We start from the raw sequence: 24,416 nt of genomic DNA, 5'->3' as shown, positions 1-24,416 counted from the left end.
GGCAGAGACGCGAAGGGCGCCCGCATGGCGTTCTTTTTGTCTATCGTCTTCTTTATTTGAAGAGGTCGAGTTGAGGATCATCGACGATGCCGTTGTCGGATCTGAACTTGGCGGTCGTCATGTCCTCGGATGCCCACGGGAAGTAGAGAAGGCCGCACGTCGGGCAGGGGGAGTTCTGCGGTTCGGGACTTTCCCTGGTCCACTGCATCAGGTGATCTCCCGTGCAGCGGTACCAATGGCGGTGCATGTTAATCGCCATCGATGGCCTCGTCGGCCTCGTAGCTGCTGTCGGTGAGCACCTCAGGGCGGTAGTGGCTAAGCTTCTCGTCCTCGCACTTGGGACAAACCCGCGTCAGAGGAATGCCGCGCGCGTCATTGGCCCAGCGGGAAAGAAGCCCGGACCCGCAAGGGCACGGACGTGCGTCGTCGATCGCCATGGGCGTCTCCGGGAAAAAGGGATGTAGATGTTTTGGTGTGGCGGAATCTTGCGCCGCCTGGCTGCGATTGAAAAGCCCCCCGCCTGGCCGCTGATACATGCCCGTCGGCTAGGCAGACAGCTTTACGGCCCGTCACGTTGCGTCAGCATCGGGGCACAGCGTTCCGCTGGAAACATCCTCTCGTTTTGAAAAGGAAAACCGATGGCCGAGAGCAAGCTGCCCTCGCATGACGCATTCGTCGTCAGCGGTGACGGCAGGAAATCGACGTGGACCCGGATAGGCGCCGCGTGGCCGAACGACGACGGCAAGGGCTTCAACATCGTGATCGCACCCGGCGTTGCGGTGTCGGGCAAGATCGTCTTGCGCGAACCGAAGTCGCAAGGCGACCAGGAGGGCGACTAGATACGGTTTCGTTTGTCGAAGCCAATGCGCTCCTGGACGTGTTTCATGCGGCGATCGAGATGACCTCGTGGCCACACTGGCGCAAGGATCAGTTCATCCGGGCCGTTGAAGCGCTGGCGGAAGCCCAGCTAGTCGTTGACGGGGCGATTGCGCTGCCGCAAGAGGCGGAATCCAGGCAGCGCTTCGCCGCCGCCTTCATCCTGTTTGCGAAATGCTGAAGCTCCCCTACGGGGGAGCTTTTTTGGTTTTGGCGTGTCCCGTCGGGCCGGGCTTTAGGCTGCGCCCGGAGCCGATCACGTCTCCGCCCATTCGGGTCACAATCCCTCACGCAAGTCATATTGAACCCTTCGCCGGAGGCACTCGGTCACGCCGCTGCCTGCGGCACCGCTATCATTGCGGCGCGCGCCGGGTGCCGTTCCAGAGCGGTCTCAGGGCCGGAGAACGGTCCTCGCTGCGCTGCGGGCCATACTCCTTTTTCCTTTGGCCCCACCAGCTAGAAGCGGGTTGACTCGTCGTTCCCATTTTGTTCTTTTAAGCCGAGTCCGCCACCTGAGCGAACCGATGCCGACACTTGAATACATCCGCGCCGAGATTGAGCACATGCGGCGGCAAATTGGCCGCCAGCAGAAGGAAATCCTGACCCTTCAGCGGGCCGGCATTCCCACGACCTCGGCTGAAGCGCTACTGGAAAGAATGCAGGCCAAGGTAGATGGCCTGGTCGAGGAACGGGATCGCAAGAAGGGTGAGGCGAAGCTCGGCAAGACCTACCCCTCGGGCAAGCGGATCAATGGAACGCCGGCACAGCGCAGGGCGTGATGGACAACCTGCGGCGATTTCCCGCGCCCTGGGTGATGGAAGATCACGCGGACGGTTTTCGGGTGAAGGACGCCAACGGTTTCTTCATTTGCGGGGTCGCGCATCGTGACGACCTGCACCGAGGCAAATACCAATACGCCAATAATTTCCTTTCACGCGATGAGGCGCGGCGGATCGCCAAGGCGATATCGCGATTGCCAGAACTCCTCAGGCGTCCGCAATACTGAGATCGCATAGCCCGCTAAACTACGGTGCCGAGATTTAAGGTTAATCGAAGTATGCCGCAGTTTCGTGAGCCTGCGTGTGCCTTCCGTCGTATAGTCAGCGACGGAGGGATGATGAAAGCCACGCATGAAGATTTGCAGGCATTGAGATTGTTGCGAGCCTTTTCCGAGATTAAGGACCCACAAGCGCGCGAAGCCGTCATCGCATATGCCGAGCAGGTGCGTGAAGACGTTGAGCGTGGACGCTCCGACCTTAAGCCCGGGCACGACAGCTATGAATGACCTAGCCGGCGTCGCCGGTGTCCGATCGGCCAGAAACGTTCTGGTCGTTCAGCTGCACGATCGGCAGTGGCTTGGTCCTGGGCGGCCCTTTCTCATAACGCGAGGCCAGATCCAGCAAGCGCCGCTTGATAGATGGGTCCGCTCGGCTCGCCAAGTCGCGAACCAAACTGGCCCGTTGTTTGTTAAATTCATCGTCGAGCATGGGACCACCAAATAAAGTCCATTATACTCGCTGTCGTTTTCATAGGTTAGTTTCGAGTTGCGTATGGTTAAGCGTGCGGCCGGGATGCCGGGCTTCATCAAGCCCCAGCTTGCGACCCTGCGGAGCAAGGCTCCCTCGGGCGGCTACCTCCACGAAATCAAATACGACGGCTACCGCGTGCAGCTGCACCTCGACCAGGGCAGGGGCATAGCCTACACCCGCAACGGTCTCGACTGGACGAAGCGCTTCTCAAGGATCGTCGCCGGATTCGACGTTCCCGGTCAGGCTATCGTTGATGGAGAGGTGGTGGTCGTCCACGAAGGGCACACGAATTTCTCCGAGCTGCAGGCCGACCTCGCCAAAGGCGACCAGGGCCGTTTGTTGTACTACGCCTTCGATCTCCTGTGGCTGGATGGCCAAGCCTGTGTGGTACGCCGCAGGTTCAGCGTAAGGCCCTGCTCAAGGGACTGTTCGATACCCACGCACTTGAGCCACCCGCGCTCTACAGCGAACACCTCGAAGGCGACGGGCAGGCTCTGTTCGCGCATGCCGCCAAGCTTGGCTATGAGGGCATCGTGTCGAAGAAGGCGGCGGCGCCGTATCGCTCCGACCGCAGCGACAATTGGCTCAAGGTCAAAACCGTTCAGCGCGGCAAATTTCCAGTGGTGGGATTCATCAAAGACCCAACCGGTGTTGCGGCGCTTTATCTCGGCAAGCGGCAAGGCAAAGACCTTGTGTATATGGGCAAGGTAGGGACCGGCTGGGACCGCACGACCTCAAGCAAGATTCGCAAGGCGCTGGACAGCGTCATTAGTCCAAAGAGCAAATTGAGTAAGCCACTCAGAAAACCCAAGGCAACGTGGGTTGAGCCTGTTTTTAAAGCGGAAATCGAATACCGCGACATCACCTCGGAAGGATTGCTGCGCGCGAGTTCTTTCAAGGGAATTTCAAGAAAGTAACCCGTGTTATGGATAGCATCGTGTTCCGACCTTACGGTTGATCTATCACCGTGCGGCCCAAGGCAACTACCGGTGATGAGAACGCCCATCACAGCGCTCCCGCCCCACACCAACAGGGAAAGCTGCGCCATGAAGAAACGGCGTCGTTTCAAACAAACAGAAACCCTTCAGGAACGGCTCAGGAAGTTCGCGGCCGACAGTCGTGAACAGGCCCGCACAATGCCCGCAGGCGCAGAGCGTGAGCAGCTCGTGAAGAAGGCCCGCCAGGCTGACACCGCAGCCCACCTCGATGAGTGGATGAGTTCACCGGGGCTACAGTCGCCGAAATAGGGCTCGGAGGCATCTCCTCCCTCCAGGTCCTAAGGGCCCCCGTATCCGGCGCAGGGCTATCGCATGTGGCCGAGGAGTTCGAAGAGGAATGCATCGTTCCATCCGGCGCGCTTGAGCTTGCCGCGCAGGGAGACTGTCGTGTCCGGGTGGGCTTGGGCGACGTTGAGAGCCAGACGCCTGAGCACGGCCAGGTTGGCCGGTCCGTTGTCCTTGCGATTGCGGGCGAGGTCCTCGTCGAGGGTGACGTCGAGCGGCCAGTGCAGGCGATTTTCGATGCCCCAATGAGCACGGACGATGCGCAGGACCTCTTTGCGGCTGTAGGGGCGGCTCATCAGGAAGTAGCGCTCGACCGTGTCGTCCTGTCCCCGCTTGCTGGTGATGCGGGCGACAGCTTTGAGGCCCGGAAAGTCGTGCTTCTTGGCCATGCCAGGAACCGATGCGACCAGCGCCACACGCTTCTCGTTGCGTCCATGTTCCGCATCGATGGTGGTCAGCGAGGTCTTGCCCTTGCGTTTGACGGCGCGGATTGCGGCTTTGGCATCCTCCAACAGAGCGGGCTGGTTCGCCTTCACCGCCAGCACGTAGTCACCGCCCCGTGCCACAATCGCTTCGGCCATCCCGCGGTGGCAATGCAGGGCATCGGCCGTGACCACGCAGCCCTTGAGTTGCAGAAGCGCAAGCAACTGCAGGGCACCGTCGGCTTCGTTGTTGTTCGGCGCCAGCACATTGGCGAGCGCCATGCGCGTCTGCTCCGCCCAGGCGGTCACCATCACCGGCGGCATGTGGCTCTTGCCGCGTTCGTAACCCCGCCGCAACGCCTTGCCGTCGAGCGCGATCACCCCGCGCGGCCGCTTGATCTTCGCGCCTTGCGCAAAGGCCGTCATAAAACGCCGGAACGCGACCTCGAACGCCTTCGGATCGAGCATCCGGAATACCCGGCTGAACGTGTCGTGGCTCGGCAGGCCATTCTTGAGCTCCAGCACATCCTGCCAAAGATAGGCCTTCATCCGGGCAAACAGTGCCATGTCGGTGCAACTCGTCGCCCCGCACAGCGTCGCCATCAGTGCGATGAACAAGATCTCGGTCAGGTCATGCAGCGCGTTGTCGGCCCGCGGGTCGGGCAAATCTTCAAAGCACTCGGCAAATCGTTGCATCGGCCGCTCCCTCTAGATCAGGAGCGACCTTCAGAATCTCTTTCTCCCGATTTGGCAACTACTTGCAGCCGCGCACGTGCGATTCCCCTGGTATCCGGCGGGGGCCCTTTGCGTTAGGAACGGCACCTTTTAGGCCGCGTTCTAAAATGATGAGTGACGTGCATATCCTTGTCGAAGAATCCGTTCAGATCGCTTGGGATTTCCTCGAACGGTCTGGCGAGATCACCGATGGCTACGAGACCAGCCAGTTTCTTGTGAGTACTGTTGGCCGCATGGCGCTCGCTGGTGAGCGGCGCAAGCTTATGTTGGCGAACCGCGCCATCGACGTGTATAGGGCGAGCAGGCGGGAGGCCGCATGAACAAACGCATTGACGAGGCCGTTGCCGCCCGCGCCTACGAGCTGTGGGAGAAAGCGGGAAGACCGGAGGGCCGGGACGAAGAATTCTGGCATCTGGCAGAGCAGCAGCTGTTGAACGAGGACAAGTCGTCAGCCCTGCGGACCCCTGACACGCTGTGATCAACCCCAACTGCCCCATTTGCCATGGCCTCGGCTGGGTATGCGAGAACCACCCACAGTTGGCGTGGACAGACGAGCCGGGCGGCTGCCGGTGCGGCGCCGGCATGCCGTGCGCGTGCAATCGGTCGGATGACATCGACGCTGGCATCGAGGCGCCTGATGCTGGCCACGTGATCGACTGCGAGCCACCACCGAGCAGGCATTAGCGAGTTGCGACCAGAAGGCAACGCGCCGTATCCGGTCAGCCGATTTTATGAACATCCCCGGGCTGGAGTTCGAGCTCTTCGAACATTTTCTGCTGTTCTGACGTCAGGGTGATATCCAGAACTTCGGCGGCCCAACCTTCCGGAACGGAAGCGAGTATCAACGTAATGGCTTGACGCGGCTTGGCCCGCGCAATCCATACCTGCGTCGTCTTTGTGTCGTCCGCAGACACTTCGACGATCGTGAACTTGTTGCCGAACGATTCTGCCATGCCTTCCAATTCGGAGGGCCCACGCTGGTTGCTATCGTAGTCTTGATGTTTTGACAAATGTCCAGATTTTCGCCGGATAAACCCTTATTGCTGCCTCACCGTCCTTCGCAGATGCGTGCTGCAGGACTTGCCTGAAGGTGGGCGCACCGGAAATGTCAACTGAGCTTAAATCGGCCCTGTAACCGAGACATCGCAGCTTGTACGTTTGGTGCTATGATTATGACGCGGCAGTGCAGCATTTTCCGGGGATTCTCTTGGCATCTAAGAACAAGTCGGGACTACAACCCCAGCCTCCAGTCAACGAACGGCCTTTGGAGCGCGCCGAGCGCTTGGCCAATCTGCTGGCCTCCATCGTTGAGACCAGCGACGATGCAATTGTAAGCAAAAATCTAGATGGCATCGTTACAAGCTGGAATAGGGCAGCCGAGCGCATCTTCGGATATACGGCAACCGAGGCGATCGGCCGGCCCATTACGCTCGTGATCCCGGAGGACCGGCTCAGCGAAGAACGGGAGATCCTGACCCGCATCCGACGAGGTGAGCGCATCGACCATTTTGAGACGGTCCGGCGCCGTCGGGATGGTAGCTCAATCGTCGTGTCGCTGACTGTTTCTCCTGTCAAGGATGCCCACGGCAACATAGTCGGCGCATCAAAGATCGCTAGAGATATCACCCAGCAGAAGCGCAACCAGGAGCATATCAGCATCCTGGCACGCGAGGCCGAGCACCGAAGCAAGAACATTCTCTCAAACGTACAGGCAATCATCAATCTCTCTCAATCCGATACCGCCGAGGGGCTGAAGGAAGTAATCAGCGGGCGCATCCAAGCGATGGCAAATGTTCATTCGCTGTTTGTTGAAACTCGGTGGATAGGAGCCGAAGTCTCGGCGATCGCCAAGCAGGAGTTTGCCCCCTACCTCGAAGAGGGCGACGAGAAGCGGATTGCGATGGACGGTTTGCAAACCATGTTGGAGCCCACCGCTGCGCAGGCGATCGCGGTGGTCCTGCATGAGTTGGCCACCAATGCCATCAAATATGGAGCGCTATCCAACGCCAGCGGACGCATAGAATTGGCCTGGTCGCGCGACGAGGCTAGACGGCTGATGCTCCGCTGGACCGAATTGGGCGGACCGAGGATAAACGCGCCCCACCGCAAGGGATTTGGTAGCCGCCTCATTGAAGGGACGATCAGCCCGCTGGGCGGGAAGGTGCTTTTCGAGTGGCGCGCGGAAGGGCTTGTTTGCGAAATTGCCATTCCGACATGAATCGCAATCGAACCGGGTGTCGCTGCTCTTACCGCCGCTGCGACGGCTGGTGAAGCCACATCTGATGCGAAAGCCGACACCGGACGATACAGTTCAGCGGCTTAGTTTTATCGTCAGCGTATGCGTCCTGTGTTCCGCGGAAATGGCCAAAGCTATTGGCGCAAGGACCATCGCTGGAGCAGAGGGAAAGAGCGATATAACCCTAGGGGTGTGCGCCACGGTCATTCCCATATCGGCGGCTGCAGCTGCCCGACCGGATTTACAAAGCATCAGATGGATGCCACGCTCGATGCTCGGGGCACCAAGTCTCCCCCTGCAGCTAAGCTGGACGAAGGATGTCGGGCACGAGCGAAGCGGCTCCCTTGAGCCGTAGCCAAGCCTCCTCGGCTTGCCGCCGGCAATCCTCGGCCTGGAGATGATATCGTTCCACGTCAGTCACAGGACAATCCAGAGGAAGGCTAAAGGCTGGTTCCCGGTGGCGAGAAGGGCTACGTTCCCTGCAAATGGTAGGGGATGCTAGATGCCGATTAGGAGGTTGCTCGAACCCGGCAAATACACGCCGGAAGAAGTTGAAATCCGGACCAAGGCGTTCAGCCTGGCCCTGGGCATGATGGGGCTAGTCGACCGCAACGATCCGCTTTGTGAGCTGGTGGCACGCAAAGATCCTGGAAGCCGCCGAAGCCGGCTCGGGAAATCCGAAAGAGATCGCGGAGGCGGCGGTAGCCGCATCGGGCTTCGGTAGCCGCCTCTCACGATCAGAGATTCAAACCTTATCGCTTCGCTGGCGGCCCGCTCTTGTTGCCGGGCAGGCCTTTGACGTTGGACGGGTCCTGTTGCTGGACGTGCTGGTTCTGCGGGTTGGCGCCCACCGTGCCTTGACCCGGCGCCGGTCCATTCTTGTTGCCGGGGGCGCCGATGATGCCGGTTCCTGAATTCTGCGCGCTCGGCGAACTCGCCGCCCCGCTTGAGCTGCTGGCCGAATCCGGTCGCCCAGGCGCCGTAGCGGCCGCGCCCGGCTTTTCCTGCTCGCCCACATAGCCGGATTCGCCTGAATTATGGGTCTTGACGCCCTTGTCAGCTTCGCTTTGCTGGTTCTGGGCAGCCGCTGGTTGAACCATCACCGGCGTCGCTGCGATGACAGCGGCTGCAAGGGCGATCGTGCATGTCTTCATGAGCATCCTCCTCCAGGTTGCCCCAGAGCCACAACACGTTTCGTCGAATTGATTTCCTTCGTTTGCGAAAAAAACGCGATGCTAACACGGCGATCAAGGCTCGCCGCCCGCGACGCGCGAGCAGTTTAAAGGCGCGCTGCGCTGAGTTCTCGATGCCTGCCGGCTCGGTTCAAGCGACTGAGGCGAGGAACCTCACGTTCGACAGAGTGATTATCGGTCATGGACCGCACTCGAAATCGCCCTTGGACACCCGAGCAGATCGAAACTCTGCGCCGCCTCCGAGAGAAAGGAGCGTCGATTTTCCGGGCTTCTGTAGCGTTGAAGCGACCGCTTCCCGCCCTACGCAATAAGGCACGCGAGCTGGGGATGCCATTTCCAAGCAGGAACGAGTTACTCCGGCAAAGAAGGGCAAAAGGCATAGGTGGGCCACACACCTGATGCGAAAGCAGACAGCCAGCGATACAGTTCAGCGGCTTAGTTTTATTGTCAGCTCATGCGTTCTGTGTTGCTCGGATGCCTGCTGGCCTCGGTAGCCGGCGTTGCCGTGGCCCAGGATTGGGGCAACATCGCCGTCATCTCCGCGACGCTCGGCAACAACAGCAACCGGCTGTGCATCGGTGACCACTCGCGGTCCGGCGACATCGGCTGCCCGACTTATGCGCCGAGCCTAACCACGGCTGGCGACGTCAGTGTGAGCGGCAACCTGTCGGCCAACAAGTTCATCGGCGACGGCTCCGGCCTGACCAATGTCGGCGCGGCGAGCACCGACCGCATCGTCTCCGGCACCACCTCCATGCTGGCCATCAGCAGCACCAGCTATATCAGCCTTACCCAGGCGGGCACCAGTACCGGCTGGTTCGATCCCACGCGTGGCCTGGTCACCATCGGTGTGAGCAGCACAGGTGGGATCAGTGCAACCACCGGCTTTTTCTCGGGAGATATTCAATTCGGAACAGGCATCAATAAGTTCTTTTCGGCCAGGGATTCTAGCAATTATCTCCAGCTTCATAACGGCGCAGGGGTTTTAAGTCTTTCTGCAAAAGTGGATCAGGTCTTTATTACCTCCGGCACCGAAGCCATGCGCATCGTCAGCAGCGGCTACGTCGGTATCGGCACCACTGCCCCCACTTACCAGCTCGATGTCAGCACCAGCGTCAACGGTTCGGCGGGCGTAAACATCGGCAACTACTCGTCCGGCGCTGCCGCGGCGGCTACTTTGCACTTATACAATGGCGCCAACCGGCTGCAAATCGTCCAAAACGGCATCAACAACGCCAATACGGGTGCCTACAGGGCCTCGATGAGCACCTTTGCGGGAACGGCTGGGGGGATAAACTTTGCGGGTTCGGGACCCAATGGCGTTCTCGGCTTCTACACCGGCGGTGTCTCGACCACCAATGAGCGCCTGCGCATCATCTCCACTGGTCTGGTCGGTATCAACACCACCACGCCCACCACCGCGTTGGAAGTCAACGGCACGGTCTCCGCCACGCGCTTCATCGGCGACGGCTCGGGCCTCACCAACGTCGGCGCGGCCAGCACCGACCGCATTTACCTCTGGCACCACCAGCATGCTGGCGATTTCCAGCACGGGCTTCATATCTATCACCCAGGCTGGCACCAACACCGGTTGGTTCGATCCATCACGTGGCCTCGTCACTATCGGCCTCTCCAGCACCGGGCCGATTAGTGCCACGCAGGTTTATGCCGGTAACTTCGGTACCTCTGGCAGCCTGATTTTTCGCGACGTCGGTAACCTCACTGCCAACAGCAGCATTTTAGCCTCCGGCAACAACGTCAACGCCAGCAACTTTGTGCCCGCCAGCACTGGTGGCGTGCTTTGGAACACGGGGCTCGATAAAATCATTGGCGACGGGAGTAATCACTATATCGCCATCAATACCTCCGGCACCGAAGCCATGCGCATCGTCAGCAGTGGCAGCGTCGGCATTGGAACGATGGCGCCGAGCGCGACGCTGCATGTCAACGGAAATGTTCGAATAAGCAGTGGCAGCGCCGTCTTCATCACTATTGGCCCAAGCACCGACGGACAGAATTTGATAACTACTAACAATGGTCCGCTACGCATCAATCAAAACGTTGCCGACAACGTGTATTTGGTCGGGGGTAATAGTGGGGGAAAAGTTGCTATTAATTTATCTACAAGTGTTGCGCCCAACGCTAATCTCGAAGTCTCCGGCACCATCTCCGCCACCAATCTGGTGGTAAACGGCGTCAGTATCACGGGCGCCACCGCCAGCACCGACCGCATTGTGAGCGGCAGCATCAATGCTATCGCCGATGTCTCGTCGGGTGCCGTCCGGATCAGCGGTACGCTCGCGCTCAACAACACCGGCAACGAGCCCTGCGACGCGGCGCACTACTACACTTTCCGCGCCAATCCCGTGACGCAACGGCTGGAGATGTGCCGACCTTAATTTGCTGAAATCGATGGCCCCCGCCCTCGGCCGAGGGTCAGCCCGGCCGATTGCCGGTGTTGAGCGCGAGTGTACCGCTGATCCGGACGGCACCCGACGAGATTTCTGTAACGGCGTTGATGCTACCGCCAGAGATGCACTGCGCTTTGCGGTTGGAAGCCCCGACGGGCTGACGTCGCACTCCTGGCGGGTGTGGACCGAAAAGAAAAGCGAACTCTATTTGGCTTGCAGGGACGCTTTCAAAGACACCAAGGTCAGCCTTCATGCGAGCGGAAGGTGGCGCATGGGATTCACCAGCAAAGCCGTTCGCGATAACCCGAAACTCATAGAAGGTGATCGGGATCGAGCCTGGGAAGTTTGGGATAAGCCGCCTCCGGTGATGCCCGATGTTGTCGTTGCGTTCAGCATGTATTTTCCGGCTTCGGAGTTTGTCCTAGCCAAAGAACAGCGCTCAGACAAGAGCTGGAAGGATGTTCGATACATTCCCGCAGCGGGCGATGGGTTCACCACTGTGGTGAGTTTGTGCATCGCGGATACGCAAATGAGCGTTGAGCATTCTGGCACGAGCAGCGAACTCGGCGCATTTGACCTCGCGGATGGCAAGTGCGTGCGCTTGATTGCGCACGACACCGTTGATACCGACGTGCTGCGGGTCGTGAATGAGCAACGCGCGAAGATGTTGGATTTCGCGCAGGCGAACCGATTAGAAATGCCGGCAGACACCTTCGGCTATTTTCTTGGCCACAGGCCCGACGGCGTCCGCAACCTCATTGGCGTAAGATGGCCGGTTGCAAGCCCTACGTAGTCCGTGGGCGTCGCGCAACAGACACTCCGTGCGTACCTAGAGGACGGCATTAGCTGATTCGGTGAAGCGATTGCCGAATCTTCAAATTGCAGGTACATGCGTCGCCCCTCGTGCGTTCAGCTACCGATTCGGAGCATGGAATGACGAAACGATATTAGAGCCGGCTCCGTAAATCTGAACAGGGCGATAAGTGGAGTTTCTGCCTGACGGCGGGCAAGATTGTCCCGCGAATCAGGAGAGACGATGACGAGACGCGCACGCCGGAACCACACACCGGCTTTCAAGGCGAAGGTGGCGCTGGCCGCTGTCAAGGGCGACCGAACGATAGCTCAACTGGCCGAGCACTTTGACGTTCACCCCAATCAGATTACGGCATGGAAAGCCCAGCTGGAGGGTGGAGCTTCCGGAGTTTTTGGACCTGGCAGCGCCGCGCCCGCCGTGCCTGCAATCGACGTGAAGTCGCTGCACGCTAAGATCGGAGAACTGACGCTGGAGAACGATTCCTAAGAAACGGCAGCATCTACTTTCGGCTCCAAGGGCTGGAGAACAAAGCCGAATGCCTTGGCACGCCGATGCAAATTGTTGACCACTCGCGTCCGGTAACACGTCTCGTAGGACGAGGCCCCGGGATCGACATAGTCCATTCCGTATCGCAGAGCATTGTAGAACAGAACTGCGATCTTCCGGGCCGTGGCGGTCACGGCCTTGGCCTTGCCGATGCGCGCTGAGAGCCGTCTATAAAAGGCGCCGAGCGCGGTGTCTGTACGACCCACGGTCACGGCAGCAAGGCGCAGAAGTGCCGCCGCTCGGCCGCCGGATCGGCGCGTTCGGGACGAGAGCATTTTGCCGCCGGAGACCTTGTTGCTCGGCGCCAGTCCCAGCCAGGAGGTAAAATGCTTTGCACTTGGCCACGAGGAGAGGTCGTCGCCGCATTCAGCGATCAGCTTCAGCGAGAGGTAAGGACCGAGGCCGTCGATCGCGGTGAGGTCCTTTCCGAGCAACGCGAACAGCGCCTCGCGGACGTCGAAAGCTGGAGCGTTCGCCTGATCGGTTCGATTCCGACGCCGCGAGACCCGCGGCGCTGATCCATGGCCATGACCGCGATGGATGCTCAGTTCTTTCAACACGGCTTCGATCCGGGCGTCGCAGGCGGATGCCTTCTCGTGGTAGGCGTCGTAAAGCGCAAGTGCCTGCTCGAGCGCAAACAGATGCTCGGCGCGATAGCTTCCGGTGAGCGCCTTCGCGATCGTCTCGGCGCTGGAGCGGCAACTGTAATGGCGCAAGCACGCCAGCGCCTCCGGATCGCGCTCGCCGGCAAGGATCGCGCGTATGATACGCAGGCCGGTCGCGCCGGTGATGTCGGCGACAACGTGGTGCAGCTGAAGATTCATCTCCGTCAAGGCCTTCTGCATATGCTGGATGTGTGAGGCCGCGTACTCCAGCAGACGCTCGCGCTGACGCACGTAGGCTCGCAGCTCGGCAATCTTCCCTTTGGGCCGAAAGCTGGCCCGCAGCAACCCGAATGAATGGAGCCGCTGCAGCCATTGCGCATCGCTGACATCGGTCTTGCGCCCCGGCACGTGCTTGGCATCGCGCGCATTGACAAGAAACACGGTAAACCCCCGGGCATCGAGAAGCTCGAAAATCGGAATCCAGTAGACGCTGGTCGATTCCATGACGACGGTCTCGACGCCGCATTCCGTAAACCAGTCGACCAGCCGATGCAGATCGGCCGTGAAGGTACCGAAGCTGCGGACTGGCTGCGGTGCGCGATCTGCCCTCACAGCAGCCATGTGCATAGTCGCTCCGACGTCGATGGCAGCCGCGTTCGGGTGCACCATCGGCATCTTACCACCGTTCCTCGACTTCGATCTTTTGGCGTTCATCTCTAATCCTCCTGCTGACGGTCGCGGAAGGGCTGGGCTGCGCTATTGGTCAGATTCCTAAACGGGATCGCTGGATGGCGTCACCACTCTCAAGTGCGCAACAACCCATGGACCAGGTTTTTTAACGGGGTCACGTGCCACCAAAATCGTATCGGCCGCTCCCTTCCGGTCGGCAATCTAGCGCCGGTCCGTTTCTATCCCACAGGGGGCGCGCAGCGCCGCGCATAGTTTTTTAGAAGGAGCGCTCACCAAGGCGGGATTGCTGAGCGCAAAGCGATGATCGACCGTGAGCACGATCTGTCGATCACCAGGCAGGCGGAAGTTTTGAAGATCAGCCGTAGCAGCGTCTATTATCTGCCGCGCCCGGTGTCGCCCGACGATCTCGCGACAATGCGACGGCTTGATCGGCTGCATCTGGAGTTCCCTTTCGCCGGTTCGCGAATGTTGCGAGGCCTGCTGGCTGCCGAGGGGTGCAAGGTCGGCCGCCGGCATGTCAAAACGCTCATGCGGCGGATGGGGATAGAGGCGCTGTACCGTCGTCCGCGCACCACCAAACCTGAGCCCGGGCACAAGATCTATCCGTATCTGCTGCGCGGCGTGGAGATCACGCGCCCGAACCAGGTCTGGGCAATGGATATCACCTACATCCCGATGGCGCGCGGCTTCGTGTATCTCGCTGTCGTGCTGGACTGGGCGACCTGCCGGGTTCTGTCGTGGCGGCTCTCGATCACGATGGAGGCGGCGTTCTGTGTCGAGACACTGGAGGACGCTTTGGCGCGTCACGGCAGGCCTGAAATCTTCAACACGGATCAGGGCTCGCAGTTCACCGGCTCGGCCTTCACCGGCGTGCTCGCCAGCAACGGCATCGCCATCAGCATGGACGGTAAAGGAGCTTGGCGGGACAACGTGTTCGTTGAGCGATTGTGGCGCAGCGTCAAATACGAGGAGGTTTATCTGCGGGCCTACGACAGCGTGTCCGACGCCCGCGCCTCGATCGGCCGATACCTGGACTTTTACAATGCCCGACGTCCACATTCGAGCCTTGACGGCGGCACACCGGATCAAGCCTACTTCAACCCGCTGCCAATCCGCATGGCGGCCTAACCCCGGCAGAGCCTCCACTTATCGACGCGGAGATTCTGTTCAGACAACCGGGGACCAGCTCTCTCAGCAGGCTCCATTCGGTGACTCACAAACCAGCTTTTCTGGTGGCGCGAAGCGCGCGATTCGTGTCCAAGTTCTGACTCGGGACAAAGTCAGTCAGGTTCAAAACACCGGCTGCGTTTGGGGCGCCTTGGGGTTTTCAAAGCGTAGTCAGGCGCTTGATGCGTGCTGACTGAGCTGGCACGCCTGTTGCTATTGGGATGCAGAACACGGAGTGAGGGCTGAGCGCACACCAGATGCGCAAAACGAGTGATGCTCTCCTTCTCTTGAACCCGTGTGCTCCGTTTCTGAGAGAGACAGGCTAGCACACGAAATCGCGCAACGAGTGGCAATAGTTTTGGAGCGCAACATGGTGCTGCACATGGAGTCCCAAGCTCCCCCGATCAAGGTGGAGAACTGGCTGCGAGGCGAGCCCCTCACGAGCTTCCAGCCCGGGAAGGTGTACATCGTCGAATTTTGGGCAACTTGGTGCGGACCATGTGCGGCAGTGATGCCTCATCTAGTAGAGCTGCAAGAGAAATACAAAGACAGCGGACTTGAGGTGCTCGGCGTCGCAGCTTACGAAGAAGCTGCAACGGCGGACGAGGCCCGAAGAAGCCTGGACGCGTGGTTGACCGACAAGTTCTCGAACCTGAACTATCGGATCGGGTTCGACTCCACAGGCGAAATGAACAAGCTTTGGATGGAATCCAGCTTTTCTGTCGGGATTCCTACCTCGTTCGTCGTTGACCGTGACGGCCACATCGCCTTTATCGGTCCTCCGATGCAGCTCGATGACGTCTTGCCGAAAGTTCTTAACGGCAGCTGGCGGACCAGCGATGAAGCTAAAGCCGCCGACACAGAGCGGATCGAAACCGGACGACGCGAAATGGACGAAATGACGCGCGGGCGGGCGTTGACTGAGCCGATTCTCGCAGCGATGAAAGCGGAGGATTGGGCAAAGGCGGTTTCGGCGGTCGAAGAGGCCCTCGCGGTGATGCCGGACTACCTTGCCTTCCGCGGGCGCCATGCGGATCTGTTGCTTCACAAGCTGCGCAACATGCAGACCGGCTTGCCGGTTATGAGGCAATTCGCTCGCGACGCGATCGACAAAAACAATGAGGTGTGGATGGAAAAGGCGCTGCGTCAACTCTTCAATCCGGCGAATGACAACTCCCACTTCCCGTCTGCCGAGCGCCTTGCGATGGGCAAAGAGTTGTCCGAACACATTCTTGCGCTGAATCCTCCGCACCGGGACGGTGGCCTCAAGTGGCTGTCTTATGGGGCGGTCGCGCAGTATTATTATGAGAGCGGCAACAAGGATCGCGCAATCGAATTGGTCGAGGTGGCATTGAACTCGCTAAGCGGTCCTGAGCCTATCCCCGACGAACTGAAACAGCACGTCACGCCGCCGTTGGTCCAAGCGCTGGCCAACTACAAGGGTGAGAAGGCTTGCTATGAGAGTGTTTGTGCAACTCCGCAGGGAGCTCAGTGATGGCCCTGTAACTTGCTCACTTGGGATTATTAATAAACACCAGGCGAACTACGCGCAGGCTCGACAGAACCTGATCGATCACATTTCACGCTACAGTCACACTAAGGGCCTCGATTCCGTGTGGTTCATCCAAGCAACGTCGACAGCTGTGGCGTTACCGGAAATCCCATGACTCAACATCTTGCGAGCTGTCGCGAGCACAATCTCGCGGAGCAGTCCTGGCTGCCATCCGTGGCGTGGGTTGAGGGCCGGTTTATTGTCGTGCATGCCAAACGAACAGATTCTAGATTCGTGACTTGATCTGATACTCCTACATCTGGTTGAGCTAAACTGTCGACGTCAAATTAGGTTCATACCCTGCTCGCCCTACCTGCGACATCGCATAAGCGGCACTAGCGAACATTCAACAGCGCCGGTAGGTTTGTCACCTTGGCTGGTCGTCCGAGTATTTGGATGCCGCGGGTTGCGTTTGCACAAACAAGCCAAGTCTGGGAAACAACATGGCCACTGGGGGGGAACGCCTGCATGGGAAAAACTCGAAATCGGCCAATAAAGCAGCACTGCGTGCCACAGTGCTACCTGCGCCAGTTCGCCAATATGCATGGTAAGGCTCACGAAGGCTCACCACGTATCGGTCTTCGACCGCAAGAAGGCGCAGAGCTACAAGAACAACACCCAGGATGTGGCATGCCAGAACTACTTCAATCGCATCCCGCTCGACGGCATGGATCCGGATGCGCTCGAAGCAGCCATGTCGGAGTTCGAGACCAAGTTGGCCGATGCCTAGGGCGGTATCAATGAGGTGCGCCACCTAGAGAACGAAGACGATCGCGCGCACCTCCTCACGCTCATTGGGCTCACGGCCTTGCGAAATCCAGATGTGCGTAAGAACATCCGCGACATCGCAAGCGACGTCGGCAGGATGAACATTGCCGCGCGCCTCCAGAACGAACTGACATACAACGCGAGCGTCCAAGAAGCCAAGGCTCAAGGTGGCTTGCCGGACGACTGCAACGTCACCCATAACGAAATGAAAGCGGCTTTTGAGGATGGCTGCTTCAAGATCGTCCTCGACAATAACGCGCTGATTAGCACAGCGAACCCGCTGCGCGTCTCGACTGCCTGTACCACCTTCCGCGGGATGCACGATCATCTTGACGCTCCCCGAGCGAATGCAGGCGTAATCACCCCAGGCAGCCCGTCGATACCACAAGCCAAAGCATCGGCAGGGGAGGCGCATGGGCTGGTCATTGCGTTTGCCAGCATAGGATAATTGGACACCCCGCAGGGGCTTGAAGCTTACGCAGCGTCAGGTTGTATATTGCCAACCTTCGTGATGTGTAAGGGAGCAAAACGGCCGGTACTGGTAACCAGCGCTGGTGATGGACGACGAGACGCACCGCATATGATGCTCAGCTGCGCCACCGAGTTCGGTCCGCTGATCGTCTTCTATGCTGTGAATGCGAAATTTCAGTTGATGGCGGACGCTCAATTCTCAAGGGTGGGAGCGCACCTGACCTACCTGGATTGGTGGCCGCCGAATCCAACCGTTGGTCTATGCTGGTCCTTCAGGACTTGCAGATTTAGGAGAGATCAGGAGGCTACGAGAATGGCTAAACGCGCACGCATTCGCTACGTCAACAAGACAGGCAGAAAGAACCCTCACGAAAGAATCACACATGTTGGGGAGCTAACCCCGACGGGACGCCATCGACGCGAAGCATTGATCAGGTTATCAAAGATATCGAGATAATCATGGTTTGCAATACGCTATTGCATGCCGGGCGTGATCCTGTTGGCGGTCGATATCGTGCGCCGTCATGGTGATCTGCTCGATGAAGCCATCGTCCGCCGCGAGCTCGAAGGCAGCATTTGTCGCTGTACCGGCTAGCACAACATCATCAAGGCGGTGCTGGATGCGGCCGGCCGCATGAAGGTTTCGCAGGCCGCCGAATAAGCAGCGCGGCTCCGCCGATCGAGAGCTTTCAAAACGTAAGTGCGCAAATAAAGTTTGCTCGGGAAGACAGACATGGGTCTGGATGGGATTGGCGCCAGCGTTGTGCGCAAGGAAGGCAAGCGGTTCATTACTGGCAGGGGCCGGTTCGTGGACGACATCAAATTGCCAGGCATGACCTATGCCCATTTCATCCGCAGCCCGCATGCACACGGCAAGGTAAAGAACATCGATGCCTCCGCCGCGCTGGGGATGCCTGGCGTGGTCGCGGTGCTCAATGGCAAGCAGATCGTCGACGACAAGGTCGGCAACCTGATCTGCGACTGGGCCATCACCTTCAAGGATGGCAGCCCGATGAAGATGGACGCATGGCCGGCGATGGCGCCGGAAACCGTGCGCTTCGTCGGACAGGCAATTGCGGTCGTGATCGCCGAAAGCAAGAATCTAGCGCGCGATGCGGCGGAGGCTGTGGTCGTCGACTACGAAGAGTTGGCGGCGGTTGCCGACGTGCACGCCGCGATCAAGGCCGGCGCGCCGCAACTTCACCCCGAAGCTCCCGGTAACCAGGTCTATGACTGGGTCATCGGCGGTGAAACCGCCGTGAACGGCGCCTTCGCCAAGGCCGTGAACGTGGTGAAGATGGATGTCACCAACAACCGCCTCGCGTCCAATCCGATGGAGCCGCGCTCGGCGATCGCCGACTATGACGCGGCCGAGGAGCACTACACGCTCTACACAACATCGCAGAATCCGCACGTCGCCCGCCTCGTGCTGTCGGCGTTCTACAACATCGCGCCCGAGCACAAGCTGCGCGTGATCGCGCCCGACGTCGGCGGCGGCTTCGGCTCCAAGATCTACATCTACCCGGAAGAGATGGTGGCGCTGTGGGCCTCCAAGAAGGTCGGCCGTCCGGTGAAATGGACCGGCGACCGCACCGAGGCCTTCCTCACCGACCCGCATGGCCGCGACCACGTCACCCAAGCCGAGACGGCGTTCGACAAGGACAACAAGATCCGCGGTTTGCGGGTGAAGACGCATGCCAATTTCGGCGCCTATATGTCGCTGTTCTCGTCGGCGGTGCCGACCTATCTCTACGCGACGCTGCTGTCGGGGCAGTACGTCATCCCGGCGATCTATGCCGAGGTGATCGGCGTCTACACCAACACCACGCCGGTCGACGCCTATCGCGGCGCCGGCCGACCCGAGGCGAGCGACCTGCTTGAGCGCATGATGGAGACCGCGGCGCGGCAGCTGAAGGTCGATCCGGCAGAGCTGCGCAAGAAGAACTTCATCACCACGTTTCCGTATCAGACGCCGGTTATCATCGCCTACGACGTCGGTGACTTTAACGCCTCGATCGATGCCGCGATGAAGGCGCTCGACTACGCAGGCTTCGCTGGCCGCAAGGCCAAGGCGAAGTCCGAAGGCAAGCTGCGCGGCATCGGCGTGTCCTGCTATATCGAGGCCGGCGGCATCACCCCCTCGAAGGCGGTCGGCAGCCTGGGCGCCGGCGTCGGACTGCGGGAATCGGCGGAAATCCGCGTCAACCCGGTCGGGACCATCGAGGTGCTCACCGGCTCGCACAGCTACGGCCAGGGCCACGAGACGACGTTCTGCCAGCTGGTCGCCGACCGCCTCGGCGTTCCCATCAGCCAAGTCTCGATCGTCCACGGCGACACCGACAAGGTGCAGTCCGGCATGGGCACCTACGGCTCGCGCTCGGCGGCTGTCGGTCTCAAGGCGATGGAGAAGATGGAGGCCAAGGCCAAGAAGATCGCTGCGCATGTTCGGAGGCCGACATCGTCATCGAAAACGGCGAGTTCAAGGTCACCGGCACCGACAAGTCGGTCGCGCTGCCGATGGTCGCGCTCGCCGCCTATACCACGCACAATACTTCGTGGCGGCCGACGACTTCGGCCGCCTCATCAACCCATGGTCGTCGAGGGCCAGGTCCATGGCGGCCTTGCCCAGGGCATCGGGCAGGCCCTGCTCGAGCAGGCGGTCGAAAGCCCCAAAAGTCGTCGAATTACCGATCGGTCTCGAAATCAACATCTATGCGTGCGCCGTTCGCAAGGAGGTAACCAGAAAGCTGGGAGCGTGAAGGCAGATCCTATCCTTGCGGTCAACGATCGGAGTGAGCGCCACCCTCGTAAACAACACCACACACCTTAGGCAATCTCAAAGAGGAGACAAGATGTCGATCACGATGACTCATAACGCCAAGTCTGCCGCTGAGGACCGTACTCAGCCGTTGGGGAATTTCAAACTTGCAGCAGGAGTCACTCTGGCGGTGCTGGCGCTGATGGTGTTCTGGCGCATCTTTCAGCAGGTCTATGCTTGGAGTGCCGGCCTCGATTCGACTGAGCCCGCGTTCGATGCTGCCTGGATGACGTTGTTGAAGGTTGAGCTTAGCGTCATCCCTTTGCTCTGGGTGGTGACTTGGGCGTATCTATGGTTCACGCGAGACCGCAATCTTGGCGCGCTCAAACCGCGGGAAGAGCTCCGGCGTTACTTCAATCTGGTCCTGTTCATCTTCGTCTATGCCTTTTGCGTCTGGTTCTCTACCAGCTTCTTTGCCGAGCAGGACGCCTCATGGCATCAGGTTGTGGTCCGGGATACAAGCTTCACGCCGAGTCACATCGTGCTGTTCTACGGCACCATGCCACTCTACGTGCTGTTTGGCGTGGGATCATTTCTGTACGCGATGACGAGGCTGCCGAAGTTCGCAACGCAGATCTCAATCCCATTCGTGCTCGTGGTTGTAGGTCCGTTTCTAATATTGCCGAACTTAGGCTACAACGAGTGGGGCCATGCCTTCTTCCTGATGGAAGAGGTGTTCTCCTATCCCTTGCACTGGGGTTTTGTCGTGATGGGCTGGAGTGTGCTGGCCTTGGGTGGGCTCCTGATCCAGATCGCGATGCACATGCTTGAAGTGATCGGGCGGCTTTCCCAAGAGGACGAAGTTTCGGTCGCCACCCAGCGCTGAAACCGCTTATGAACCATTAATCGCTGACAGCCCAGCATGTGCAAAGCATGCCGTCTTGTAATCATGTCGGGCGTCGGCTTCTAGGAAGGTCGATCTCAACTCGGTAAAAGAATTAGGAGGAAGCCATGCAAAGAGGAACGTCTGTGAGACTGTATGGGCTCGAATGGCCTAAAGAGTCAGCAAGAATCTCAAGAGTGTTTGACCTTCTCGTCGCCGCCATCCTTTTTCTGGCCGTCTCCGGCGCATTCCACCTGCATTGCATGCTGACCGCAGGGGACTGGGATATGTGGATCGATTGGAAAGACAGACAGTGGTGGGTCACCCTGACTCCAATTATGGCCATAACATTCCCTGCAGCTTTGCAGTATGTGTTTTGGACGAAATTTAGACTTCCAATCGCCGCTACATTTGCGGTCGTTTGTCTCCTGTTCGGTCAGTGGATAAATCGATATTTCGGTTTCCACCTGTGGTCGTACTTTCCGATGAGCGAGGTCATTCCAGCGCTGCTGATACCTGGCGCACTAGTCCTCGATGTCGCTCTTTTGCTGACCGGGAATTTTTTGTTCACGGCGATGTCCGGCGCCTTTGCGTTCGCACTACTTTTCTACCCGACTAACTGGTTTTGGCTGGCGCCATATCGGCTACCCGTAGAAGTGATGGGGCAGCTTGTTTCCGTGGGCGATTACATCAGCTATGCCTTCACCCGCACCGCCCTGCCTGAGTATATCCGGCTGATAGAGCGGGGCACGCTTCGAACTTTTGGTGGCCACTCAGCCATTATCGCGTCCTTTTTCTCGGCATTCGTATCCATACTGATGTATTTGGCGTGGTGGCATATCGGAATGCTCCTCGCTCGCGTGGTAACGACGCCAAACACCCTGAAAAATTTCATGGGGCTCACCGATAAGGATGAGCCAGCTGAGACGGCCCGAAAATCCGTGGACGGTACCAGCCTGCAAGGGCGCTTCGTCGCAGCCGAATGATCCTGCTGGAACTGTGGAGGACTCCAAATGAGAACATTCTGTTTCCGCAAAGGCTCATGCGTGCGTGTAGTCTTATCGGCAGCGGCGGCGATCATGCAGATTGGAATACTGACCTTCGTCCCAGATGCTGCTCTGGCGCATGGTGAGCGCAATCAGGAGCCGTTTCTGCGGATGCGAACGGCTCATTTTTACGATGTGAAGTGGAGCACGAACGAAATTCCCGTGAACGGTGAAATCGTTGTCACCGGCAAGTTCCGACTTTTCCCGATCTGGCCAGTCAACCTACCCCTTCCCGAAGCGGCCTTTCTGGGAAACGGGACGCCGGGCCCGGTGCTAGCCCGAACCGAGAGCTACATTAATGGCGTCCCGGCAATTCAGTCCACCAAACTGGAGTTGAACCGGGACTATGAATTCAAAACAGTGCTCAAAGGACGAGTGCCAGGCCACCATCACGTCCATCCGATGATCAACGTGATGGGAGCCGGGCCGCTGCTCGGACCGGGAAACTGGCTGACGGTGACGGGGAACGAAAGCGACTTCAAGCTTTCAATCAAAACTCTCAGTGGCGAGACTATCGACAATCTCGAAACCTGGGGCCTTGGCAGGGTGTTCTTCTGGCATGGCTTGTGGGTTGCGATCGCCATCGTATGGCTTGTCTGGTGGTTGCGCCGGCCGCTCCTGCTGCCACGTTTTCGCGCGTTGACGGAAAAAGGCGGCGATCGATCTCAGCTCGTTACCAGCATCGATCGCCTATTCGGGGCCGGTTTGCTCGTGGCGACGATTCTCATCGTATTCTTCGGCTTTCAGGCGACCGACACCGCTTATCCAAGGACGGTGCCGCTGCAAGGGTCCCGCGCAACCGTCGAGCCCCTACCGGAAGTGCCTGAGCAGGTCAAAGTTGCGGTCAACAAGTCAAACTATGACGTCCCTGGCCGCTCGCTTCGTATGAACGTGACACTGACGAACAATGGGAGCTCGTCAGTGCAGCTTGGCGAGCTCTTAACTTCCAATCAGCGCTTCATCAACCATGAGGTTAGCCAGGCAATGGCGACGGTGGATCCGAATTACCCCAAGGAATTGCTTCCTCCGAATGGGCTAAAGGTGAGCGACAGCCGACCGCTCAAGCCGGGTGAAACGAAGACAGTCGATATCGAAGCGGCCGACGCGGCATGGGAGACGGAGCGCTTGAGTAGCCTGATCAACGATCCGGACAACACGTTGGGAGGACTGTTGTTCTTCTATGACGAGCACGGCAAGCGGACAATCTCAAACGTCAGCGGCCCCATGGTCCCTGTATTCACCGATCCCGACAACCGCACGGCTGAGAATCCGAAAGGAGGGATGGGTTGAACATAGTAAAAGCCGCAGTGCTTGGAATTCCATCTTTGCTCGTCATCCTGGACTGCGGTGGGGCGCGGCCAGCGATTGCACACGGGGGAGTATCGATGGAGAAAGACGTGTGCAAGCTTCGCGCAGGGCCCTATATGATGCATTTTACCGGATACCAGCCGGTCAAGCAGGGGAATCAGGAGTTTTGCGAGGACATTCCGGAAATCGGCCGCACCGTCATCGTCTTGGATACCATCGGCGATGTGCTACGTGATCTGCCCATCGAGGTGCGGTTGTTGCGAGACGCCGGCAACGACGTAGACAGCGAGGCCGTCCTTCGAATCCCGCCAAAAAAATATCCGACAGGCTCACTATCGTTTCAGTACACGTTCCCCGAATCCGGGCGCTTTGTGGGCCTCGTGACAGTCGGCGACGGACCGAAATACGTATCGAGATTTCCGTTTTCGGTTGGTTACGGCAACGGGATTTGGGTCCGATATAGGGACAGTTTCGCAATCGTTCTAGGAACGTTGGCAGCCGGGGCCGCCATGTTTTGGTACTCCACGTTGCGGAAGGAAAGCTAGGCTATCACTTTGTCGACCGCTGTCTTGCCATAAGGGGCACACGCATGTCTCACGAAAAACACAGAAACAAGAGCGATTGCATCCGAGTAGCGACGGGGCGGCCATCACTTGATCCTGCTGGCACGCTAAACTTGACTGCCGGCGCCGGCAGGGCGCGAACTAGGCTGATTGAAGGGACGGTAAAAGAACTCTCGTCCGCAAGCCGGCGTCCGGCATCAGCGCTTGGCATCACGTTGCTGTGCGTTGGCCTCGTGTGCCTGCCGACGGCTGCCTCTGCACATGCCGCTCTCGTGAAGTCAGATCCCGCGAGCCGGGCAGTGTTAGCTCATTCGCCGCAGCAGATCGAACTGTGCTTCAACGAACGCATAGAGCTCAAGTTTTCGAAAGTGGAGCTCAAGAACGCCAACGGTCAGTCGCTAACGCTCGGCGATTTGAAAGCAGGCAATGATCCGAAGTGCATGGTAACGGCAGTATCTGACATGAGACCGGGCAGCTATTCGGTTCATTACCGCGTGCTCTCGCAAGACGGGCATGTGGTGGACTACGGCTATCAGTTCACCGTCAAGGAACGTTAGGCA

Annotated in this window: 29 protein-coding genes and 5 pseudogenes; 27 read left to right on the top strand and 7 right to left on the bottom strand. The window is 59.0% G+C overall.

Features of this window, described 5'->3' with window-relative positions:
• Window positions 1–52: 52 nt before the first annotated feature.
• Entirely contained in the window at window positions 53–259 is a 207-nt protein-coding gene (locus tag ACVW1C_RS11375; RefSeq protein ID WP_456758486.1) for a hypothetical protein, read from the bottom strand.
• Complete coding sequence (locus tag ACVW1C_RS11370; RefSeq protein ID WP_456758485.1) at window positions 249–437, bottom strand: hypothetical protein; 189 nt, start codon at window positions 435–437, stop codon at window positions 249–251. The genes ACVW1C_RS11375 and ACVW1C_RS11370 overlap by 11 nt, the downstream gene beginning before the upstream one ends.
• A 201-nt stretch (window positions 438–638) precedes the next feature.
• On the opposite strand from ACVW1C_RS11370, the gene ACVW1C_RS11365 reads away from it, so the two are divergent.
• From ACVW1C_RS11365 to ACVW1C_RS11345, 5 genes are all read left to right on the top strand, one after another.
• Complete coding sequence (locus ACVW1C_RS11365) at window positions 639–839, top strand: hypothetical protein (RefSeq protein WP_456758484.1); 201 nt, start codon at window positions 639–641, stop codon at window positions 837–839.
• A 59-nt stretch (window positions 840–898) separates the two neighbouring features.
• Window positions 899–1,057 carry a hypothetical protein gene (locus ACVW1C_RS11360; RefSeq protein ID WP_456758483.1) on the top strand — a complete coding sequence of 53 codons (159 nt, stop codon included), beginning with the start codon at window positions 899–901 and terminating at the stop codon, window positions 1,055–1,057.
• Between the two features lie 343 nt (window positions 1,058–1,400).
• Window positions 1,401–1,655 carry a hypothetical protein gene (locus ACVW1C_RS11355; protein WP_456758482.1) on the top strand — a complete coding sequence of 85 codons (255 nt, stop codon included), beginning with the start codon at window positions 1,401–1,403 and terminating at the stop codon, window positions 1,653–1,655.
• The gene (locus ACVW1C_RS11350; RefSeq protein WP_456758481.1) at window positions 1,655–1,882 is read left to right on the top strand and encodes a hypothetical protein; all 228 of its coding nucleotides are present in this window, start codon (window positions 1,655–1,657) and stop codon (window positions 1,880–1,882) included. The genes ACVW1C_RS11355 and ACVW1C_RS11350 overlap by 1 nt, the downstream gene beginning before the upstream one ends.
• Before the next feature lie 111 nt (window positions 1,883–1,993).
• On the top strand, window positions 1,994–2,161 hold the full coding sequence (locus tag ACVW1C_RS11345; protein ID WP_456758480.1) for a hypothetical protein: 168 nt from the start codon (window positions 1,994–1,996) through the stop codon (window positions 2,159–2,161).
• A gap of 1 nt (window position 2,162) precedes the next feature.
• On the opposite strand, the gene ACVW1C_RS11340 is transcribed toward ACVW1C_RS11345, so the two are convergent.
• A complete protein-coding gene (locus ACVW1C_RS11340; RefSeq protein WP_456758479.1) occupies window positions 2,163–2,363 on the bottom strand; it encodes a hypothetical protein in 201 nt (66 codons plus the stop codon).
• Window positions 2,364–2,426: 63 nt separating this feature from the next.
• Here ACVW1C_RS11340 and ACVW1C_RS11335 point away from each other — a divergent pair.
• The 3 genes and pseudogenes from ACVW1C_RS11335 to ACVW1C_RS11325 form a co-directional block, all read left to right on the top strand.
• Window positions 2,427–2,756: pseudogene (locus tag ACVW1C_RS11335) on the top strand (ATP-dependent DNA ligase); the annotation flags it as partial.
• Between the two features lie 11 nt (window positions 2,757–2,767).
• On the top strand, window positions 2,768–3,322 hold the full coding sequence (locus tag ACVW1C_RS11330) for an ATP dependent DNA ligase (RefSeq protein WP_456758478.1): 555 nt from the start codon (window positions 2,768–2,770) through the stop codon (window positions 3,320–3,322).
• Window positions 3,323–3,451: 129 nt separating this feature from the next.
• Window positions 3,452–3,652, top strand: coding sequence for a hypothetical protein (locus tag ACVW1C_RS11325; protein WP_456758477.1), 201 nt, complete (start codon window positions 3,452–3,454; stop codon window positions 3,650–3,652).
• 56 nt (window positions 3,653–3,708) lie between these two features.
• Here the strand turns inward: ACVW1C_RS11325 and ACVW1C_RS11320 are convergent, their stop codons facing one another.
• A complete protein-coding gene (locus ACVW1C_RS11320) occupies window positions 3,709–4,806 on the bottom strand; it encodes an ISAs1 family transposase (protein ID WP_456758476.1) in 1,098 nt (365 codons plus the stop codon).
• Window positions 4,807–4,952: 146 nt separating this feature from the next.
• Here ACVW1C_RS11320 and ACVW1C_RS11315 point away from each other — a divergent pair, with 146 nt between their 5' ends.
• Both ACVW1C_RS11315 and ACVW1C_RS11310 read left to right on the top strand, forming a co-directional pair.
• Entirely contained in the window at window positions 4,953–5,165 is a 213-nt protein-coding gene (locus ACVW1C_RS11315) for a hypothetical protein (protein ID WP_456758475.1), read from the top strand.
• Window positions 5,162–5,323 (top strand): DUF2934 domain-containing protein, encoded by a 162-nt coding sequence (locus ACVW1C_RS11310; protein WP_456758474.1) that lies wholly within the window; start codon window positions 5,162–5,164, stop codon window positions 5,321–5,323. Before ACVW1C_RS11315 ends, ACVW1C_RS11310 begins: the two co-directional genes overlap by 4 nt.
• Before the next feature lie 241 nt (window positions 5,324–5,564).
• Here the strand turns inward: ACVW1C_RS11310 and ACVW1C_RS11305 are convergent, their stop codons facing one another.
• On the bottom strand, window positions 5,565–5,798 hold the full coding sequence (locus ACVW1C_RS11305; RefSeq protein ID WP_456758473.1) for a hypothetical protein: 234 nt from the start codon (window positions 5,796–5,798) through the stop codon (window positions 5,565–5,567).
• Window positions 5,799–6,127: 329 nt separating this feature from the next.
• On the opposite strand from ACVW1C_RS11305, the gene ACVW1C_RS11300 reads away from it, so the two are divergent.
• The gene (locus ACVW1C_RS11300; protein ID WP_456758472.1) at window positions 6,128–7,063 is read left to right on the top strand and encodes a PAS domain S-box protein; all 936 of its coding nucleotides are present in this window, start codon (window positions 6,128–6,130) and stop codon (window positions 7,061–7,063) included.
• Window positions 7,064–7,833: 770 nt separating this feature from the next.
• On the opposite strand, the gene ACVW1C_RS11295 is transcribed toward ACVW1C_RS11300, so the two are convergent.
• Window positions 7,834–8,097, bottom strand: coding sequence for a hypothetical protein (locus tag ACVW1C_RS11295; protein WP_456763052.1), 264 nt, complete (start codon window positions 8,095–8,097; stop codon window positions 7,834–7,836).
• A 631-nt stretch (window positions 8,098–8,728) separates the two neighbouring features.
• Here ACVW1C_RS11295 and ACVW1C_RS11290 point away from each other — a divergent pair.
• The 4 genes and pseudogenes from ACVW1C_RS11290 to ACVW1C_RS11275 all read left to right on the top strand — a co-directional run.
• Complete coding sequence (locus tag ACVW1C_RS11290; RefSeq protein ID WP_456758471.1) at window positions 8,729–9,925, top strand: hypothetical protein; 1,197 nt, start codon at window positions 8,729–8,731, stop codon at window positions 9,923–9,925.
• Window positions 9,807–10,673, top strand: a complete 867-nt coding sequence (locus ACVW1C_RS11285; RefSeq protein ID WP_456758470.1) for a hypothetical protein — start codon at window positions 9,807–9,809, stop codon at window positions 10,671–10,673. Before ACVW1C_RS11290 ends, ACVW1C_RS11285 begins: the two co-directional genes overlap by 119 nt.
• 1 nt (window position 10,674) lies before the next feature.
• Window positions 10,675–11,478, top strand: a complete 804-nt coding sequence (locus ACVW1C_RS11280; protein WP_456758469.1) for a hypothetical protein — start codon at window positions 10,675–10,677, stop codon at window positions 11,476–11,478.
• A gap of 243 nt (window positions 11,479–11,721) precedes the next feature.
• Window positions 11,722–11,979, top strand: a pseudogene (locus tag ACVW1C_RS11275) (transposase); the annotation flags it as partial.
• A 2-nt stretch (window positions 11,980–11,981) separates the two neighbouring features.
• Here ACVW1C_RS11275 and ACVW1C_RS11270 read toward each other — a convergent pair.
• The gene (locus ACVW1C_RS11270) at window positions 11,982–13,364 is read right to left on the bottom strand and encodes an IS110 family RNA-guided transposase (RefSeq protein WP_456758468.1); all 1,383 of its coding nucleotides are present in this window, start codon (window positions 13,362–13,364) and stop codon (window positions 11,982–11,984) included.
• Between the two features lie 228 nt (window positions 13,365–13,592).
• On the opposite strand from ACVW1C_RS11270, the pseudogene ACVW1C_RS11265 reads away from it, so the two are divergent.
• From ACVW1C_RS11265 to ACVW1C_RS11210, 12 genes and pseudogenes are all read left to right on the top strand, one after another.
• A pseudogene (locus ACVW1C_RS11265) lies at window positions 13,593–14,468 on the top strand (IS3 family transposase); the annotation flags it as partial.
• Window positions 14,469–14,877: 409 nt separating this feature from the next.
• Window positions 14,878–16,002, top strand: a complete 1,125-nt coding sequence (locus ACVW1C_RS11260; RefSeq protein WP_456758467.1) for a TlpA disulfide reductase family protein — start codon at window positions 14,878–14,880, stop codon at window positions 16,000–16,002.
• Window positions 16,003–16,603: 601 nt separating this feature from the next.
• Entirely contained in the window at window positions 16,604–16,789 is a 186-nt protein-coding gene (locus ACVW1C_RS11255; RefSeq protein WP_456718394.1) for a hypothetical protein, read from the top strand.
• Between the two features lie 93 nt (window positions 16,790–16,882).
• Window positions 16,883–17,275, top strand: a complete 393-nt coding sequence (locus tag ACVW1C_RS11250) for a hypothetical protein (protein ID WP_456758466.1) — start codon at window positions 16,883–16,885, stop codon at window positions 17,273–17,275.
• Window positions 17,276–17,744: 469 nt separating this feature from the next.
• Window positions 17,745–17,959 (top strand): annotated as a pseudogene (locus ACVW1C_RS11245) (2Fe-2S iron-sulfur cluster-binding protein); the annotation flags it as partial.
• Window positions 17,960–18,031: 72 nt separating this feature from the next.
• Window positions 18,032–19,987 (top strand): annotated as a pseudogene (locus ACVW1C_RS11240) (xanthine dehydrogenase family protein molybdopterin-binding subunit); the annotation flags it as partial.
• A gap of 1 nt (window position 19,988) precedes the next feature.
• Window positions 19,989–20,057 carry a hypothetical protein gene (locus tag ACVW1C_RS11235; protein WP_456734319.1) on the top strand — a complete coding sequence of 23 codons (69 nt, stop codon included), beginning with the start codon at window positions 19,989–19,991 and terminating at the stop codon, window positions 20,055–20,057.
• 93 nt (window positions 20,058–20,150) lie between these two features.
• On the top strand, window positions 20,151–20,942 hold the full coding sequence (amoC, locus tag ACVW1C_RS11230; protein ID WP_456730809.1) for a bacterial ammonia monooxygenase, subunit AmoC: 792 nt from the start codon (window positions 20,151–20,153) through the stop codon (window positions 20,940–20,942).
• Window positions 20,943–21,067: 125 nt separating this feature from the next.
• Window positions 21,068–21,925: a bacterial ammonia monooxygenase, subunit AmoA gene (gene amoA, locus ACVW1C_RS11225; protein WP_456758465.1), complete on the top strand. Its 858-nt coding sequence runs from the start codon at window positions 21,068–21,070 to the stop codon at window positions 21,923–21,925.
• A 27-nt stretch (window positions 21,926–21,952) separates the two neighbouring features.
• A complete protein-coding gene (amoB, locus tag ACVW1C_RS11220) occupies window positions 21,953–23,275 on the top strand; it encodes a bacterial ammonia monooxygenase, subunit AmoB (RefSeq protein ID WP_456758464.1) in 1,323 nt (440 codons plus the stop codon).
• Between the two features lie 95 nt (window positions 23,276–23,370).
• Window positions 23,371–23,838 (top strand): hypothetical protein, encoded by a 468-nt coding sequence (locus ACVW1C_RS11215; protein WP_456718389.1) that lies wholly within the window; start codon window positions 23,371–23,373, stop codon window positions 23,836–23,838.
• Between the two features lie 44 nt (window positions 23,839–23,882).
• On the top strand, window positions 23,883–24,413 hold the full coding sequence (locus ACVW1C_RS11210; RefSeq protein WP_456758463.1) for a copper resistance CopC family protein: 531 nt from the start codon (window positions 23,883–23,885) through the stop codon (window positions 24,411–24,413).
• Window positions 24,414–24,416: the final 3 nt, after the last annotated feature.

This window comes from Bradyrhizobium sp. USDA 4011 (assembly GCF_054063415.1).
This window is presented reverse-complemented; position numbering and strand designations above follow the sequence as displayed.